The 17919-nt window shown below is 39.9% G+C and carries 18 protein-coding genes and 1 tRNA gene; 3 read left to right on the top strand and 16 right to left on the bottom strand.

The window, feature by feature from the left end; all coding sequences use genetic code 11:
* Nucleotides 1–53 precede the first annotated feature (53 nt).
* A complete protein-coding gene (locus C8D76_RS07240; RefSeq protein ID WP_116632123.1) occupies nucleotides 54–656 on the bottom strand; it encodes a peroxiredoxin C in 603 nt (200 codons plus the stop codon).
* A 153-nt stretch (nucleotides 657–809) separates the two neighbouring features.
* On the opposite strand from C8D76_RS07240, the gene metC reads away from it, so the two are divergent.
* Entirely contained in the window at nucleotides 810–2003 is a 1194-nt protein-coding gene (gene metC, locus C8D76_RS07235; RefSeq protein ID WP_116632122.1) for a cystathionine beta-lyase, read from the top strand.
* 45 nt (nucleotides 2004–2048) lie between these two features.
* Here the strand turns inward: metC and C8D76_RS07230 are convergent, their stop codons facing one another.
* The 8 genes from C8D76_RS07230 to C8D76_RS09915 all read right to left on the bottom strand — a co-directional run bounded on the left by C8D76_RS07230 (nucleotide 2049) and on the right by C8D76_RS09915 (nucleotide 9709).
* Nucleotides 2049–3065: a WaaS/CpsH family glycosyltransferase gene (locus C8D76_RS07230; RefSeq protein WP_116632121.1), complete on the bottom strand. Its 1017-nt coding sequence runs from the start codon at nucleotides 3063–3065 to the stop codon at nucleotides 2049–2051.
* 82 nt (nucleotides 3066–3147) lie between these two features.
* Nucleotides 3148–4068, bottom strand: coding sequence for a tRNA pseudouridine(55) synthase TruB (truB, locus tag C8D76_RS07225; protein ID WP_116632120.1), 921 nt, complete (start codon nucleotides 4066–4068; stop codon nucleotides 3148–3150).
* A complete protein-coding gene (gene rbfA / locus C8D76_RS07220) occupies nucleotides 4068–4478 on the bottom strand; it encodes a 30S ribosome-binding factor RbfA (RefSeq protein WP_116632119.1) in 411 nt (136 codons plus the stop codon). The genes truB and rbfA overlap by 1 nt, the downstream gene beginning before the upstream one ends.
* 166 nt (nucleotides 4479–4644) lie before the next feature.
* The gene (infB, locus tag C8D76_RS07215) at nucleotides 4645–7170 is read right to left on the bottom strand and encodes a translation initiation factor IF-2 (RefSeq protein WP_116632118.1); all 2526 of its coding nucleotides are present in this window, start codon (nucleotides 7168–7170) and stop codon (nucleotides 4645–4647) included.
* 12 nt (nucleotides 7171–7182) lie between these two features.
* A complete protein-coding gene (gene nusA, locus C8D76_RS07210; protein WP_116632117.1) occupies nucleotides 7183–8718 on the bottom strand; it encodes a transcription termination factor NusA in 1536 nt (511 codons plus the stop codon).
* A gap of 30 nt (nucleotides 8719–8748) precedes the next feature.
* Nucleotides 8749–9204, bottom strand: a complete 456-nt coding sequence (gene rimP / locus C8D76_RS07205; protein WP_116632116.1) for a ribosome maturation factor RimP — start codon at nucleotides 9202–9204, stop codon at nucleotides 8749–8751.
* Between the two features lie 185 nt (nucleotides 9205–9389).
* Nucleotides 9390–9466 (bottom strand) — tRNA-Met (locus tag C8D76_RS07200).
* Between the two features lie 99 nt (nucleotides 9467–9565).
* Nucleotides 9566–9709, bottom strand: coding sequence for a lipoprotein (locus C8D76_RS09915; RefSeq protein WP_165814355.1), 144 nt, complete (start codon nucleotides 9707–9709; stop codon nucleotides 9566–9568).
* Nucleotides 9710–9807: 98 nt separating this feature from the next.
* Between C8D76_RS09915 and C8D76_RS07195 the strand changes: the two genes are divergently transcribed.
* A complete protein-coding gene (locus tag C8D76_RS07195) occupies nucleotides 9808–10359 on the top strand; it encodes a YceB family lipoprotein (protein WP_116632115.1) in 552 nt (183 codons plus the stop codon).
* 148 nt (nucleotides 10360–10507) lie between these two features.
* Here C8D76_RS07195 and C8D76_RS07190 read toward each other — a convergent pair whose 3' ends face one another.
* The 7 genes from C8D76_RS07190 to C8D76_RS07160 form a co-directional block, all read right to left on the bottom strand.
* The gene (locus C8D76_RS07190) at nucleotides 10508–11944 is read right to left on the bottom strand and encodes an alanine/glycine:cation symporter family protein (protein WP_243405827.1); all 1437 of its coding nucleotides are present in this window, start codon (nucleotides 11942–11944) and stop codon (nucleotides 10508–10510) included.
* A 176-nt stretch (nucleotides 11945–12120) separates the two neighbouring features.
* Nucleotides 12121–12834 carry a dethiobiotin synthase gene (gene bioD, locus C8D76_RS07185; protein ID WP_116632114.1) on the bottom strand — a complete coding sequence of 238 codons (714 nt, stop codon included), beginning with the start codon at nucleotides 12832–12834 and terminating at the stop codon, nucleotides 12121–12123.
* Between the two features lie 107 nt (nucleotides 12835–12941).
* Complete coding sequence (hemA, locus tag C8D76_RS07180) at nucleotides 12942–14249, bottom strand: glutamyl-tRNA reductase (protein ID WP_116632113.1); 1308 nt, start codon at nucleotides 14247–14249, stop codon at nucleotides 12942–12944.
* A 92-nt stretch (nucleotides 14250–14341) separates the two neighbouring features.
* Entirely contained in the window at nucleotides 14342–15913 is a 1572-nt protein-coding gene (locus tag C8D76_RS07175) for a peptide ABC transporter substrate-binding protein (protein ID WP_116632112.1), read from the bottom strand.
* 86 nt (nucleotides 15914–15999) lie between these two features.
* Nucleotides 16000–16461, bottom strand: a complete 462-nt coding sequence (locus tag C8D76_RS07170) for an outer membrane lipoprotein (protein WP_116632111.1) — start codon at nucleotides 16459–16461, stop codon at nucleotides 16000–16002.
* A gap of 14 nt (nucleotides 16462–16475) precedes the next feature.
* A complete protein-coding gene (locus tag C8D76_RS07165) occupies nucleotides 16476–17072 on the bottom strand; it encodes a VOC family protein (protein WP_116632110.1) in 597 nt (198 codons plus the stop codon).
* 36 nt (nucleotides 17073–17108) lie between these two features.
* Nucleotides 17109–17387 (bottom strand): colicin immunity domain-containing protein, encoded by a 279-nt coding sequence (locus tag C8D76_RS07160; RefSeq protein WP_116632109.1) that lies wholly within the window; start codon nucleotides 17385–17387, stop codon nucleotides 17109–17111.
* A gap of 268 nt (nucleotides 17388–17655) precedes the next feature.
* On the opposite strand from C8D76_RS07160, the gene C8D76_RS07155 reads away from it, so the two are divergent.
* Complete coding sequence (locus tag C8D76_RS07155; protein ID WP_116632108.1) at nucleotides 17656–17901, top strand: hypothetical protein; 246 nt, start codon at nucleotides 17656–17658, stop codon at nucleotides 17899–17901.
* Nucleotides 17902–17919: the final 18 nt, after the last annotated feature.

Genomic DNA, 17919 nt, shown 5'->3' with positions numbered 1-17919 from the left:
GCCACGTGGCGATGCTATAATCCACGTGGCTTTTATTATGAATCAATTAATAATTAAAGTTCATTAGCATGTTGTTTTAAGAAACGTGCAACACCTTCTGGGTTGTCTTTCATCCCTTCTTTACCTTTTTCCCATTGTGCAGGGCAAACTTCGCCGTGTTCTTCGTGGAATTGTAAAGCATCAACCATACGTAACATTTCATCGATGTTACGGCCTAATGGTAAATCGTTCACAACTTGGTGACGAACGATACCGTTTTTGTCGATTAAGAATGACGCACGTAATGCCACGCCAGCTTCTGGATGTTCAATACCATATGCTTTTGCAATTTCATGTTTTACGTCTGCAGCTAATGCATATTGCACGGCACCGATACCACCACTTTCAGTTGAAGTGTTACGCCATGCGTTATGTGTATATTGTGAATCGATTGATACACCAACAACTTCTACACCACGTTTTTTGAATTCTTCATAACGGTGATCAAATGCGATTAATTCAGATGGGCATACAAATGTGAAATCTAATGGATAGAAGAAAATCACGGCTGCTTTGCCTTCAATGTGTTTTTTAAAGTTGAAATTGTCAACGATTTCGCCATTACCTAATACGGCAGATGATGTGAAATCTGGCGCTGGACGAGTTACTAATACCATATATATTCTCCTAAAGTGAGTGGTTGGAAAAAACTTTTGCACCAAATTCAATTAGAGTGCAAAATTAACGTTGAAAATTTTATGAAAATTGACCGCACTTTGATAGTCGATTTTATCTATTAAATTAATTAATCATACCTAACAGGAAGTATTATGACAGAAAAATATTCATTAGCCACTACTCTCGTGCATGCAGGGCGCAATAAACGTGTGACCCAAGGTTCTGTAAACCCTGTGCTACAACGCGCTTCATCATTAGTTTTTGATAATCTTGCTCATAAAAAAGAAGCCACGATTAATCGGGCTAAACAGGCATTATTTTACGGACGTCGTGGCACATTAACGCACTTTGCCTTGCAAGATTTAATGTGCGAAATGGAAGGCGGCGCAGGGTGTTATTTATATCCTTGTGGCACGGCTGCGATCACCAATGCTATTTTAGCCTTTGTGCAAACGGGCGACCACATTTTAATGACTGGCGCTGCCTATGAACCTACTCAAGATTTTTGTAACAAAATTTTGAGTAAAATGGGGATTTCGACTACTTTTTATGATCCACTAATCGGAAAAGATATCAAAGCTCTCATTCAACCGAATACGAAAATTTTATTCTTAGAAAGTCCAAGTTCGCTCACAATGGAAGTTCAAGACGTGCCTGCTATGGTAAAAGCTGCACGAGAAGCGAATCCTGATATCGTGATTATGCTCGATAACACATGGGCGGGCGGTATTTTATTTAAAGCATTAGAACATGGCGTGGATATTTCTATTCAAGCGGCAACCAAGTATTTAGTCGGCTGCTCAGATGTGATGATCGGCACCGCAGTATCCAATGCGCGCTGCTGGGATCAATTACGCGAGAATTCTTATTTTATGGGGCAAATGGTGGATGCAGATACGGCATACACCACGGCGCGCGGGATTCGCTCATTAGCGGTGCGTTTCAAACAGCATACAGAAAGCAGCATTAAAGTGGCAAAATGGTTGGCTGAACGTCCTGAAGTTAAAGCGGTTTATCATCCTGCGTTATCAAGTTGCCCAGGGCATGAATTCTTTAAACGAGATTTTACAGGCTCTGCGGGATTATTCTCATTTGAATTGCATGAAAAACTTAGCCACGAGAAATTAGCTGCCTTTATGGATCACTTTAAGCTTTTTAGTATGGCATATTCATGGGGCGGATTTGAAAGTTTGATTTTGTATAATCAACCTGAAGAAATCAAAAAAATTCGCCCAAATATTGACCGCACTTTAACGGGGACACTCATTCGTGTTCATATTGGTTTTGAAGACGCCGATGAATTAATCGCAGATCTAGAAGCAGGTTTTGAACGTTTAAAAAGTTAGCCATAAAACAAAAGGGAGCAGGCTCCCTTTTTTACTTTGAATTAATTAACTATATAAAATATGCTTTAACCAAGCTGAAAAAGAATATTTTTGTTTAATCTCGTAAGGAATAGGCTGATAAGGTAAAGCTAAAAATTGAGCTAACTCTTCTGCGGTAGTATTTTCCTGCCATACTAAAATATTATTTGGATGATAAAAATCATATTCTACCACTGTCATATTAGTGGTAATCAACTTCTTATCAAATCGCAATGCATCAAAGCTACGGAATGAAAGCCCTTGGTCTACTGTATTTAAAAAATCCACAACAACACAGCTTTCTTGTACTTTATAAAGGTTTTGCTCAAAAGAAAACGCTTGGCTTGAATGTACATAATGAATTGCTGGATCCGAATCAAAGGCAATCCGTGCACGCTTATCTTTTGCCACAATATAGAAATCTAACAATAAATCTAATGTTTTAGCTTTGGCAATAAAATCTTTAATTTGTCCTACTCGACTTGCCTGATGACCACCTAAAAAGAATAGCGCCGCCGTTGATTGTGTGGCTTGTGGAATATCATAATCAAAATAGAAATTAGTAATATGTCTAAGTGCATATTGCGGATATTTTTTAATATCGTTTGGATCAAATACAAAGAAACGATCAAAATATTCCATATATTCTAAAATATCAGGATGTGAATCAATGCCATCCCATTGAAAATTCACACAAGTCTTTGTATTTTCCCGAATCAAGCTAATTAACGATTTAGGATAAACATTGGCTCTGATACAAAGTGCGAAATCTGCTTTTTTATTCCCTAATAGGGAAAGTTTATACTCAATATCATCAGCATAGCGAGAATACGTTTTACTTTTTTCATACTCTTTATACTTTGCTCTGCCATAAAATAATTTAATTAACCAACTTTTTATATGATGCAATATCGTAGGATAATAGCTTCTACTATCATCGTAACAAAGATTAATTACATCATAACCTAAATAACGTAGATTCTTTTCAATACATTGGTCTAAACCATATAAATACGGCAACGCTAAAATAATTGTTTTAGCCATAATTCTTTATATTTCTTTTATAAAATCATTTATATAGATACATCAAAAGTTCAGCAATAATAAAATCTATTAACGTTTATTATTAAGCATAATTCACCATTCTATTTGGGCGAATCACATTGTTTTGATCAATCTCAGCCACACCTAGAAACAAATTCTCTGGGGAAAATAACCGCACTTGTCCATAAATTTGCTGTTCATTGCTGAATTTAACACGCTGACCAAAACCAACGGCTTTAGTTTGCACTTCTGTTAAGTAAAGTGCGGTCAATTTTGACACTGCTGTATCAAGGGGTAATAAATGCTGATCTAACAAGGCTAAATCTTGCTTTTCCGCAAGTTGTTGTAACTGTTCCCAAGTTAACATTTTTTCGTAAGGATAATCGGATACCGCAATACGGCGTAGCATCGTAACGTGCGCACCACAGCCAAGATATTCGCCTAAATCATCAATGAGTGTACGAATATAAGTTCCTTTTGAACAATGGACTTCCAGTGTAAGATTAGGGGCGTCATAACTCACAAACTTTAATTCAAAAATCGTGATGGGGCGCGCATCTCGCTCCACTGTAATACCTTGGCGAGCATATTCATAAAGTGGCTTGCCGTTATGCTTCAATGCCGAAAACATAGTCGGCACTTGCATTAAATCCCCAGTAAAATGCGGAAGTGCGGTCAAAATTGTTGATAATTCTACATTAACAGAACGCGTTTCAACAATTTGGCCTTCAGCGTCAGAAGTATCCGTACGCTCACCTAATTTCGCCGTTACCAAATAGCGTTTATCTGCATCTAATAAAAATTGCGAAAACTTGGTAGCTTCTCCTAAACAAATAGGCAACATTCCTGTTGCTAATGGATCTAATGCCCCCGTATGGCCTGCTTTATTTGCCTGATAAACCCGTTTTACTTTCTGTAAAATATCATTAGATGACATACCTTGGGGTTTATCGAGCAAAAATACGCCGTGTATATCACGGCCTCGTTTACGGGGCTTTGACATTATTCTTCCTTATATTTGTTATTCAGTTCAGGATCTTCGATGTGACGCTCTTCATCTTTACGAATGACATCGCTGACGAGGTTTGACATTCGCATTCCTTCCACTAAAGATTGGTCATAGACGAAACGCAATTCTGGCACGATGCGTAAACGCATTGCTTTACCAACAAGACTACGAATGTATGGGCTTGCTTTCTCTAGACCTTTCATACCTTGTTCAATTGCGGCTTTATCGTGATCAAATAAAAAAGTCACAAAGATTTTTGCATAAGCCAAATCCTTTGAAACTTCTACATCAGAGATGGTTACCATGCCGATACGCGGATCTTTAACCTCTCGTTGTAAAATCACAGCAATTTCTTTTTGTAGCTCTTGCGCTACACGATCGCTGCGTTTAAATTCTCTTGCCATTTTATTTTTCCTTTATTTAAAAATGAAGATTTAATGAATACTTTTGCCATGCAATATGGGCAAAATTAAAGATCTCCATAACTGGAAAACTGTGAGTTTTAAGTAAAATAAAGTGCGATTAAAAATTTTATGAATTTTAACCGCACTTTAATCATCATCTAACGAATTAGATTGAACGTTTGACTTCGACCACTTCAAATACTTCGATTTGGTCGCCAACTTTCACATCATTATAGTTTTTCACGCCGATACCACATTCCATACCATTACGCACTTCAGCAACATCGTCTTTGAAACGGCGGAGAGATTCTAACTCGCCTTCAAAGATTACCACGTTATCGCGTAATACACGGATAGGGTTGTTACGTTTTACTACACCTTCCGTTACCATACAACCAGCGATTGCACCAAATTTCGGATGACGGAATACATCACGGACTTCCGCCAAACCAATAATTTCTTGTTTAAATTCAGGCTGTAACATACCGCTCATCGCGGCTTTGATTTCATTGAGCAATTCATAAATGATTGAATAATAACGCAAATCAATATGTTCATTTTCAATGACGCGACGCGCTGATGCATCTGCACGCACATTGAAACCAACCATAATTGCATTGGAAGCGGCAGCTAATGTTGCGTCTGTTTCAGTGATCCCACCGACACCAGAACCTACAACATTAACTTTAACTTCTTCTGTTGAAAGCTCTACTAATGCTTGGCAAATGGCTTCCACCGAACCTTGTACGTCTGCTTTAACAATCACGTTAAGTTCCGCAACATCGCCCGCACTCATATTGCTAAACATATTTTCAAGTTTCGCTTTTTGCTGACGAGCAAGTTTCACTTCGCGGAATTTACCTTGACGGAATAACGCAACTTCACGCGCTTTTTTCTCATCGCGAACCACAGTGGCTTCATCACCCGCTGCTGGCACGCCTGAAAGGCCTAATACTTCAACAGGAATTGACGGACCAGCTGCGTTAATCTCTTTACCATTTTCATCACGCATTGCGCGTACACGACCGAATTCAAAGCCACAAAGTACGATATCGCCACGTTTTAACGTACCAGATTGAACCAAAATAGTCGCCACAGGACCACGACCTTTATCAAGGTAAGATTCAATCACCACGCCTGCTGCCATACCATCTTTCACCGCTGTTAATTCAAGAACTTCAGATTGTAACAAGATCGCATCTAATAATTCGTCAACGCCTGTCCCTTTTTTCGCAGAAACATAAACAAACTGAACATCACCACCAAATTTTTCAGCGATCACATCATATTGTAATAATTCTTGCTCTACGCGATCTGGGTTAGCTTCAGGCTTATCAATTTTATTGACCGCAACAACTAAAGGCACACCTGCTGCTTTGGCGTGTTGAACCGCTTCAATAGTTTGTGGCATAACACCATCATCTGCGGCAACAACAAGCACCACGATATCCGTTGCTTTCGCACCACGAGCACGCATAGACGTAAAGGCGGCGTGTCCCGGCGTATCTAAGAACGTAATCATTTTACCGTCATTGGTTTCAACATGATACGCACCGATATGTTGCGTGATACCACCCGCTTCGCCTGCGGCAACTTTCGCTTTACGAATATAGTCGAGCAATGAAGTTTTACCGTGGTCAACGTGCCCCATAATGGTTACCACTGGTGCACGCGTGACTTTTTCAGTATTAACATCACGATCTTCCATTACCGCATCTTCAAGTTCATTTTCGTTGCGTAAAATAACTTTATGCCCCATTTCTTCCGCAACAAGCTGCGCAGTTTCTTGGTCGATAACTTGGTTAATGGTAACCATTTCACCCATTTTCATCATGGTTTTGATGATTTCAGTGGCTTTAACGGCCATTTTATTTGCAAGTTCAGCAACCGTGATGGTTTCACCGATAACCACATCAGCTTTGTTTACCTGAACAGGTTTGGTAAAGGCTTGTTGTAAGCTGCTACCACCTTTTTTGCCGAATTTGCCTTTGCCTTTTAAATCTTTTTGATTACGGCGATCAGCACTACGCTCATCTTTAGAGCCGTTGTCATCACGACCGCCTTTCTTCGCTTTGGCAACTTTATTTTTGCCCGTGCGACTATTGGCTTCGCGGCGACGATTGGCTTCATCTTCAGCTTCACGCGCATAGCTTGAAGTTAAGTTATAGTCGGAATAATCTTCAGTAGTTTCTGTGACTTCACCACTTTCTTCTCGCTCAGCATAACGGCGGGCTTCTTCAGCTGCACGACGTGCTTGTTCTTCTGCTTTTTGGAGGGCAAGTTCTTCCGCTTTACGACGCAATTCAGCTTCTTCCGCTTTGCGTTTTTCTTTTTCAGAATCTACCGTTTTTTCGACCGCACTTTTTTCTTGTTTTGCCGTTGCTGTTTTGGCTTTTGCGTCTTTTTCTGCCTGCGTTTTAGCCGCCGCTTTGGCTGCTTTTTCAGCTTGCTCTTTAGCGGCTTTTTCTTGAGCCGCTTTTTTGGCAGTTTCCGCTTCTTGTTGCGCTTTTAATTTTGCTTCTTCTGCGGCTTTACGTGCAGCTGCCGTATCAATTTTGCGAGATTTGCGTACTTCTACTTGTACTGCTTTCGCTTTACCGCTCGCAGTTGTTGCACTGACAGTTGTTTTCTCACGGCGTTTTAAACTTAGTTTTTTTGGTGCGTTTTCCGCATTTTTTTCTTTATCAGTCATATTCTGCTCCTATTACTCACCAAACCAACAGATATTACGTGCTGCCATAATTAATTCAGCTGCTTTTTCTGCACTTAGCTCTTCGATATCCGCTAAATCGTCCACGCCTTGTTCTGCTAATTCTTCAAGTGTGATGATTTGTTTTTCGGCTAATTTAAATGCGATGTGACGCTCCATACCTTCAAGGTTTAATAGACGTTCTTCGATATGCGCATCTTTTAACGCTTGTTCTTCAGCCAACGCCACAGCAGTAATCGCATCTTTTGCACGAGTTTGTAATTCTTCAATGAGATCTTCATCTTCAAGACCATCAATTGCCGTTAATTCACTTACAGGCACATAGGCTAATTCCTCAAGCGTAGTGAAACCCTCATCAATGAGAATTTGTGCAAACTCGTCATCAATTTCAAGTGCGGTCATAAATAAGTTTAAAATCTTATTATCTTCTGCTTGGTGTTTTTGTTCTAACTCTTCTGTTGTCATCACGTTAAGCGTCCAGCCCGTTAACTGAGTCGCTAAACGCACGTTTTGCCCGTTGCGACCAATCGCTTGGGCTAAATTCGCAGATTCAACCGCAATATCCATTGAATGATTATCTTCATCCACCACGATTGAGCTAACATCTGCTGGAGCCATTGCGTTGATCACAAACTGTGCAGGATTATCATCCCAAAGCACGATATCCACTCGCTCACCGCCTAGCTCGTTAGTGATTGATTGCACTCGAGAACCACGCATACCCACGCAAGCGCCTACTGGATCGATACGTTTATCGCTTGATTTCACTGCAATTTTTGCACGAGAACCTGGATCACGCGCAGCACCTTTAATTTCAATGATTTGCTCACCAATTTCAGGCACTTCTAAACGGAATAATTCCTCTAGCATAACTGGTTTTGCGCGGGTAACAAATAATTGGAAGCCTTTGCTTTCCAAATTAATTTTATAAAGCACCCCACGCACGCGATCGCCTGGGCGGAAGTTTTCACGCGGAAGCATATCTTCACGCATAATCACCGCTTCTGCTTTGGCTGGATCTTCTTTATTCCCCGTCAGCTCAATAATAATCATCTCACGGTTTACTTTTTTCACCGTACCAATGACGATTTTGCCTTCTTCATTGATAAATTGTTCAACCACACGACTACGTTCTGCATCACGGATTTTGGTGCTGATCACTTGGCGCGCTGTTTGCATTGTAATACGGTCAAATGCCACTGATTCAATTTGATCTTCAACGATATCGCCAACTTGAATATTTGGATCATCTAAACGAGCCGCTTCTAATGTGATTTCTTTTGTTGGATTTATCACTTCTTCAACCACAGTCCAACGGCGAAATGTTTCAAATTCACCTGTTTTCGGGTCAATGGCTACACGCACATCAATATCAGATGGCTTTTCTACGCCTAAACGTTCTTGTTTTTGTGCATGTTTTTTCTTTGTTGAAAGCGCAATCGCCGCTTCCAACGCTTCAAAAATCACTTCTTTTGGTAATGATTTTTCGTTTGATACCGCTTCAGCGGCGAATAAAATTTCTTTGCTCATATTGCTAAATACCTTATCGCTTACAATAATCTAAAATTTGGGAACCACATTGGCTTTTTGAATATTTCCAAAAACAAAAACTTGCTCTTGTCCATCTACCATTAATGTCAACATATCGTTGTCAATTTTTTCTAATTTACCTTGCCATTTACGACGATCCGAAATGGGAATGCGCAAATGTACACTAATTTCTTGCCCCACAAAGCGAGCAAATTGTGCAAGGGTAAATAATGGACGATCTAACCCCGGTGATGACACTTCTAAGTTATATTTATCTGCAATCGGATCTTCCACATCTAAAATAGCACTAACTTGACGACTCACATCTGCGCAATCATCAACACCTACGCCACCTTCTTTATCAATAAACAAACGCACGGTCATAAAACGACCTGCACGTTGACATTCAATGCCCCATAATTCACAGCCCAAATCTTCGACTGCTGGGGTGAGCATTTCTTGTAAACTTTGTTCTAATGTTGCCATTTTTTCTCCATTTTTCGTAAAATAAGTCTGCGTTTAAGGGAACTAAATCCTTATCGCATCAAATTTCAGATACAAAAAAAGCGCTTAACGCGCCCAGTGAAATTCTTCCAAATTTTACGTACAAAAAAACCCAAATTTCAAATTTGGGTTTCACTGAACCGTTATTTCCTTCTTAAATTAAGAAGTGGTTGCGGGGGCCGGATTTGAACCGACGGCCTTCGGGTTATGAGCCCGACGAGCTACCAAGCTGCTCCACCCCGCGTCCGAAATATGGGACGTATTATAAGCGAAATGTGATCAATGTCAAGTTTTTCCTTAAAATTAATTCAAAATTGACCGCACTTGATAGCAAACTAAAAAATTAGAATCCAATTCCTGTGCCCAAGCTGACACCCGCCCCGCCATTACCTGCGCCAAAACTGCCACCAAAGCCACCGATACTTCCAGAAGATGAACATCCAGCCAAAAGTGCAGTCAAAAATACGGCTAAAATTACTTTTTTCATAAAATTCCCTCAAATTAATGATTAGAGCATAACGAAACCAGTATAATAGCACAATTAACTTTACAGTGATTTACATAACATTCAACACAGGAATCCACATGAAATTATTTCGCCAACTCGTTTTTATTCTCACTCTATGCGTGCCGATGTTTGCGCAAGCCTTTTCGGTGAGCGAAGATGAAATAAATAGCTATTTATCCAAGAAATCAGAGATTGCGGATACGCTAGGGTTACCAGGCTTATTTTCCTTCGATTATAAATTGCAAAATTTACACACTAAAATTGGTCAAAATAATTCAGAACGTGTAGAAATCAGCGGTTTGCTGGATGGCTTGCTTAAAGTGAAAAAGCAAGAAATGGCGGGCAAGCTCAATCTGACGATTGATACGATTCCTTATTATGATGCAGAAAAAGGGGCGGTTTATTTACGCGATATTCGTATTCTACAATGGTCTGGCGAGCCTGAAAAATATATGGCTCAGCTGCAAACAATCATGCCGTTTATAAATGAAAGTGTCGCGGCTTTAATGAGCACAATGCCAATTTATACATTAGACGAAAGCAAACCTAAAGAATTATTAATCAAGAAATTTGCTAAAGGTATCCGTGTGGAAGAAGGGCGATTATCCTTAGATGCGGGCGTGCTTTAAAGCTAACTAAACCGTCTGCTGTTTTATGAGTAAACAATCTGCGACTATTCGCTCTATCTCCAAATTTAATAAAGGCACGTTGAGTTAAACGTGCCTTTGTTTTATTCAAGTGCGGTGAAAATTATCACATTTTTGACCGCACTTTGGGCTATTTCCACAAACGTGGATCAATGCCGCGTTTTTGTAGTTCTGGATAATTTTCCACTTTAAATTCGGGCGTTTTGCCTGCTTTCAATTGTTTTTGGAAATCTTTCAGCAATAGCCACACCAGCGGCGATAAGGCGATCAATGCAATTAAGTTGATAAATGCCATTGAGCCCATTACCGTATCGGCAAATGCCCACACAATCGATCCTGAGTTTACGGCACCGAAATAAACAAAGAAGAGCACCACTAAACGAAAGAGAAAGACGCTCCATACCCGATTTTTCAAGAAGCGGATATTGCTTTCGGCATAAGCATAGTTGCCAATAATGGATGAAAAAGCGAACAATAATAAAATAAATGCTAAGAAATGTATGCCAAATTCGCCAATATGATAACGCAAGGCATTTTGAGTGAGAGAAATGCTTTGTAAATTCTCGCCACCATAGTTATCGGACAGTAAGATAATAATTGCGGTGCAAGTACAGACCATCATGGTGTCCACAAACACACCTAGCATTTGAATTAGCCCTTGATTTACAGGGTGTTTCACTTCGGCGGTTGCTGCGGCATTGGGCGCAGACCCCATACCCGCTTCATTAGAAAATAAACCACGTTTAATCCCCATTAACATCGATTTCGAGAAAATGGCGCCAAACATTCCCCCTGCCATCGCAGAAAAATCAAAGGCATTGGTAAGAATTAATTGAAAAACTGAAGGCAATTTTTCGATGTTCATACCAAGAATGATCGCAGCCGTGAGCAAATAAAATAACGCCATTACAGGCACAATACGCGCGGAAACCACGCCAATACGCTTCACGCCGCCGAAGATCATGATCGCCGTGAGCCCGACCAATGCAATCCCCACATAATGCCCATCCCATTTCCAAGCGTTATGTGTCGCCTCGACAATAGAATTGGCTTGCACAGCATTAAAGGCAAAACCGAAAGTAAAGATTAGGCTCACCGCAAAGGCTGCTGCCATACAACGAGATTTTAAGCCCATACTAATGTAATACGCAGGGCCCCCACGATAAGTACCGTCTTGATCTTTAATTTTGAACAACTGGGCTAAAGAAGATTCCGCAAAGGCACTAGACATTCCTAAAAATGCGGCAAGCCACATCCAAAAAACCGCACCTGGTCCGCCTAATGCAATGGCGGTGGCAACCCCACTGACGTTTCCCACGCCAACACGGCTTGCCAATCCTGTGGCAAAGGCTTGAAATGGGGTTAGTGCATTTTCTGCGGCAGCACGCCCGAACCACATTTCTCGCAAACTTTGTGGAAATAGGCGTAGTTGCACGAAACCTGTTGAAAGGGTGAAAAACAAACCGACACCAAGAAGCATGACGATAACAATGCTCCATAAAGGTTCATCTACATAATTGATAAACCATTGAATAATGGTTTCAAAAAAACGCAATAAATCTGACACAGTAGTTCCTAATTATTCATTCAAATTAAGGCGTGCATTGTAAGTTTTTTTCAGAAAAAGGCGAGAAATTTTATCTCAGATGAGAAAAGTGCGGTCAGAAACAAGATAATTTCTAAAAATTTGCGATTATTTTAGATAAAAATAAAAACACGCCGATGTTGACGTGTTTTGAAAGGTTAATCTAGGGAAGTTAAACGTTCAATCTCCGTAATAAAATGCCCAAGTTCTTGTTTTTCAGGGCGATGAATATAAGGAATTTTCCCCAACAATGGCGCATCAATTTTACGCTCTAAAGAGGCTAAAATTTCCGCATAATGACTCAAGCCCGGGTTAATGCGATTTGCGATCCAGCCCACGAGTTTCAATCCCATTTTTTCGATAGATTGCACCGTGAGCAAAGCATGATTAACACAGCCCTCTTTAATGCCTACCACGAGCACAACGGGCATTTGGTGGCTTGCAGCCCAATCGCCGAAAGTTAATTCACGGTTGATCAAACTCAACCAGCCGAATGACCCTTCCACCAACACATTCTCATAGCTCTGCGCAAGGCGAGCTAAATCTTGATCTAATTTCGCTTGTTGAATGCGCTCGCTCTCAATCGTAATCATCGGCACGCTATGCGAAAAAGTATAGCTGTTCACATCGCGATAATTGACGTTTTCTTTCGTTGAATCCATTAAAATAAGCACGTCACGGTTATCTTCTTTACCGTAATCACTGCTTGCGTCATCTAAAATATCGGTATAAACAGGCTCGTCCTGCCCTGTTGCGATGGGTTTATAGCCAACAATTTGTTTTCCTGCATCTTGCATAGCTTGCATAATAGCGCGACTTGCGATGGTTTTGCCCACGCCGGTATCCGTACCTGTCACGAAAAATACGCTCATTTTTTATCTCCCTGCCACCTGTATTCTTCTTTAATATGGTATTTGCAAGGAAATTCTAAGGGATTTTATGAAATGAAATATTGAGATAACACAAGTTTTTGTCAACTTTATGTATTTTTTCCCGTCATTGAACGAGAAAAATAGCGCAAACCGCTCACATCGCCCTGTTTGAGCATTGCTTGCATGGCTTGAGTTGGTGAGTGCAATAATTTATTCGTCAGTTTTTGACTAAATTCTTGCAAAATTTGCTCCGCACTTTCCCCTTGTTGTAAGGCTTGCAAGGCTTTTTCCAACAATTCTTGGCGAATTTCGTCCGCACTTTGACGATAATCACGAATCACATTAGCGGATTGATGCAGTTTCAACCAATCAAAGAAATCTTGGCATTCTTCAGCAATGATGATTTCAGCCTGCGTTGAGGCTTTTTCGCGCTCATTCATATTCTGTTGAATGATATTATTTAAATCATCCACCGTATAATGATAGACGCTATCAAGCTTATTCACGCTTTCATCCACATCGCGCGGCACGGCAATATCCACAATCAACATTGGTTTATGGCGGCGTTCTTTCTGCGCGACTTTCACCATTTCTTGATTGATTAATACATTGGGGCTTCCTGTCGAAGCGATCACGATATCCGCTTGATTTAATCCTAATGGTAATTCATCTAAAGAAAAGGTATCAATGGGCGTATTGCTATCGAGTTTTGCCACTAAATCCTGCGCACGGCTTAAAGTGCGGTTAGAAATCATCAATTTTTTTACACCATGACGCAGTAAATGACGCGCCACTAGCTCAATGGTTTCCCCTGCGCCCACAAGCAAAATGTTCAGTTCACGCAAACTTTCAAAAATTTGACGAGCAAGGCTGCAAGCCGCATAAGCCACTGATACGGCACTTTCGCCAATATTGGTTTCTGTGCGCACGCGTTTAGCCGTTGAAAAGGTTTTCTGGAATAGGCGTGATAATTCGCTTGAAATGCCCGAATGTTGGGTTTCACGATAATAATCTTCACTCATTTGATAGGCTTGTTTCACTTGCCCTAAAATTTGGGGTTCGCCAAGAATCAATGAATCAAGTCCGCAAGCAACCCGCATTAAATGCTGCGCGGCCTGCTGATTTCGGTATAAATAAAGATATGATGTTAATTCAGAAAGCTCAAGTTGATGAATTTTAGCAAACCATGCTACACATTCATCACTCCATTGCGCCGTTTGTTCTGGGGTGATTTTTTTATTGTGTAAATAAATTTCAGTTCGGTTACAAGTGGATAAAATTATTGCACTTTGTCCTAGTTTAAACTGCTGAATTTGTTGCAAAGCAATCTGACGTTTTTCATCTGAAAACGCCACTTTCTCTCGCAATCCCACCGTTGCAGTTTTATGGTTAACACCTAGAACTAAAATTGTCATAAATTTGAATACACAATAAAAAAAAACCAAGCCATTTTAATGCAATTTATCCTATCTGGGCAAATTTAACGACTCGGCGATGTGATAAATACTCAATTTGAGTTAGTTTTGCGTTGTAGATCTTTGCTATATATCACGCCTGTTGGATTGGTATTATCAAAGCCTTTAATTGTCGGCGAAATATAACTATTTTGCGTATATTGGAAAATAGGCAAAAACACGCGTTCTTGTTTAACTATGCTTTGGATTTTGCTATAAATCGCCGTTCGTTCTGCTTGTGTTTGCGCTTTCAAAGACTGTGCAAGTAAATGATCCACTTCTTCATTTTTAAAGCCAGCGGTGTTATCGGGGTGCTGAGAATAGAGCAACTGAAAAAAAGCAGAGGGCTCATTATAATCGGCACACCAACCAGAGCGAATCACCTGAAACTCCCCTTTTCGGCGTTTTTCTTGCAATTGTGTCCAGCTCATAGGATCAGGCTCCGCGCGAATCAGATCGGATTGCGACCATGCCCGCACTAAACGGTTGGCGATGCTCGAATGAATCCCCTCTTGATCATAACTGACTTTCAACTGCAAGGGTTTGGTTTCTGAAATGCCCGACTGCTGTAATAGCTGTTCGACAAGGCTCGCTTGCCAATTTGAATTCTCTTGCAACTGCATATTGCGCGGTAAAAATTCATTAATCGGTATACCATTGATATGCTCATTTTGCACAATACTTTGAGGCGAAATCATCGAAACAAGCGCCGTTCTGACCGCACTTTGGCGCAATTTTGGATCGTTCAAATTAAATTCATAAAAATAAGTGCATAACTGTGGAAATTGCTGATTAGCCTCCCCTTTATGAATAGGCTCCGCCACCACATCAAGATCGGTAACGCTTTGATTTTCGCCTAATTTTTGATATATCACCTGATCAAAATGAACGTTCTCGTGATCCCAATATTGGGGATTTTTTTCTAAGGTAATAAATTTCCCTTGTAACCCCACAAAACGATAAGCACCGTTACTTTCAAATTCAGCACGCTTACCATATTTCATTGGCAACAATGCAACATGGACGAGCATTTCCGGCAAAGAAGGGGTTGGCTTGTCTAATTCAATTTCCAATGTCAAATCATCAAGAGCCCGAACGCCCAGTTGATCAAGGGGCATTTCACCTTTCATCACCGCAGCAGCATTCTTTAAATTAATAAAACTCAAATACTGTTTTAACGCTGTGGGTTGTTGTGTTAAAAATTGCCAACTTTGCACAAAATCATGGGCGGTGACAGGATTTCCGCTAGACCATTTTGCTGTTTTGCGTATTTTAAATCGCCATATTTTATTGTCTTTTGTGCTCCAACTTTCTGCCACGGCAGGAATGATATGTCCTTCGCGATCATAGATCACCAAACCTTCCAACAAATCGCGCAAAAAGCTCGCTTTATTATGATTATTCACATCATTTATACTCAGCGTTAAATCTGAATACACGCCGCGCAACAATTGATTTGTCGTAAATGTAGGCTCCTCAACCGCCTCTGCTTGTTGAGTGGTTTTCGGCTGATGATGCGCTAATTTGTCACAGCCCCATAGCCCGAATATACTCATAAAAATAAGCGAAAAACGCACCGCACTTTGGGGCAAATTTAAAGAGAATTGTGTGCTGAATTTAGACATAAAATGGCTTTTATTAAATATGTAACAGGCTAAATATGTAAAAGGCTTTTAGCCGAAACTAAAAGCCCTATTAAAGATACACCAAATTAAAGTGCAGAAACGTTAAGGCTTGAGCCACCAACAATACGCACACGCGCACCTGGTTTCAAACTTGCATCTGCTTTTTGTACAACAACAATTTCATTGCCATCATCTTTTTTGATCACTAATTCTAGTGCATCAACTTGGCTTGCTTTTTCTTCTATTTTGCTACCCACGACAGCGCCAGCAATCGCTCCTACCGCACTCGCCACAGCACGTCCAGTGCCGCCACCAATAGCTGAACCTGCAATACCACCTAATGCGCCACCGCCAACTGTGCCAATCACACCTTGATTGTCCGCCTGAATTTTAACAGGACGTGATGATACAATAGTACCATAGCTGATCGAGCGCGCTTCTTTTGATTGATTAGCAGAGTACACATCCCCACCAAAAATATCAGTATTTGCACAACCCGTCATACCAAGGCTTGCCATAAGTGCTAATGCAATAGTTAATTTTTTCATTAATAAATACCCTTCTAATTAACTTGTTCCGATAAAACCACGGTTTTAATGGAATAAGGATGAATTTTTACTGTTGTATGATTTAACGATTTATCTACAAAACTCACCGCAATAGACGGATTCGGCAATTGTTCCCTCTCCGCTTTCGGTGCGCTCACTTTGAGTTGCAAAGTTTGCGAATAGTTCAAATTAAATTGCGTTATTACTCGCTCTTGCCATTCATCAATGGACTCATTAAGCAAAAACGGCACAACAAATTCAATATGTTCCCAACCATCTTGAGGATAAATTTTATTTTTAGGAAACGGCAATTCGATTATTGATACTTTCTGCCCTAAAAAATCTAAAGGCTCATCCAGTTCAATCAAATAAATCACTCGCCCATTCACCACGTTATCGCAAAAAATTTTACCGCATTGCGTCAACGCTGTCAGCCAAATTTCCGCATCTTTACAATTATTTACTCTCACCGCCAAATGATCAATTTCATATTGTGCAAAATTAACCTTCATCTCTGCGCCCAAATCAGAAATAGCACGCTCAAATTTAATAAAATCATCATAAAGTGCGGTCGAATTTTGAAATAATTTATGAGTGTATTTTTTATACATAATAGTTTACTAATTTATAAAGCCTATACCTCAAATTTATAGCACATTTGCTCTTTTTAAAGCGTCTTCAACTTCTTTTCTTAATTTCATCTCACTCATTCTGCAAAGCTCCGCTATCTCCATTTGGTCTTTAGGTACATCTGGCGAGTAAGCATCTACGCATAAAAAGATCGTAGCCTCTGCTGCCGCTTCTTCTTCATTTGAAGACTGCTTATTGTCATAAAACAAATCGAAAAACAAGTCCGCAAATTGTGTGACGGGAACATGCCCTTTGTGAAAATCAAGTGCATATTGCAACATTAAACTCTTCGCCATCTTAATATTTTATCCTTTAAGCTACTACGCTAGTATTAGCCTTAGTATAAAGCAATTACAAATTTTTAAGCAATTAATAACAACCAAATTTACTCTTGATTAACAATAATGTTTAATTTTATTCTCTTGCTTGAGTGTGACTTGAGTTGTAGCTCACTTTTTCATTTTGCGGTGCTATAATGGATTTTGGAGATACTCAAGTTGATATTGAAACATAGCTTATTAATGAGTTAGAGTGTAAATTTCATATTATATATGAGGCGATTTAATGAATAAAAATCAGATTTTTAATAACTTATTACATTTATCAGGTATTGCTAATGAAACGGATAAAATATTGAATCTTTTGCAAGAAAGGGGTTATCAAGTTTCTGCTAATCAGCTTAGAAATTGGCGAAGAGGAGTTGAAAATCGACATTTTCGACATGTGCCTGACTACGCTTTAGAAATTATTTTCGACTACTTATTCGAACAAAAACGTAATCATCAAGGTTATTTTACTGAAAATAAATGATGTCTTATTTTGGCTGTA

Source organism: Alitibacter langaaensis DSM 22999 (assembly GCF_003096995.1).
GTDB lineage: Bacteria > Pseudomonadota > Gammaproteobacteria > Enterobacterales > Pasteurellaceae > Exercitatus > Exercitatus langaaensis.
This window is presented reverse-complemented; position numbering and strand designations above follow the sequence as displayed.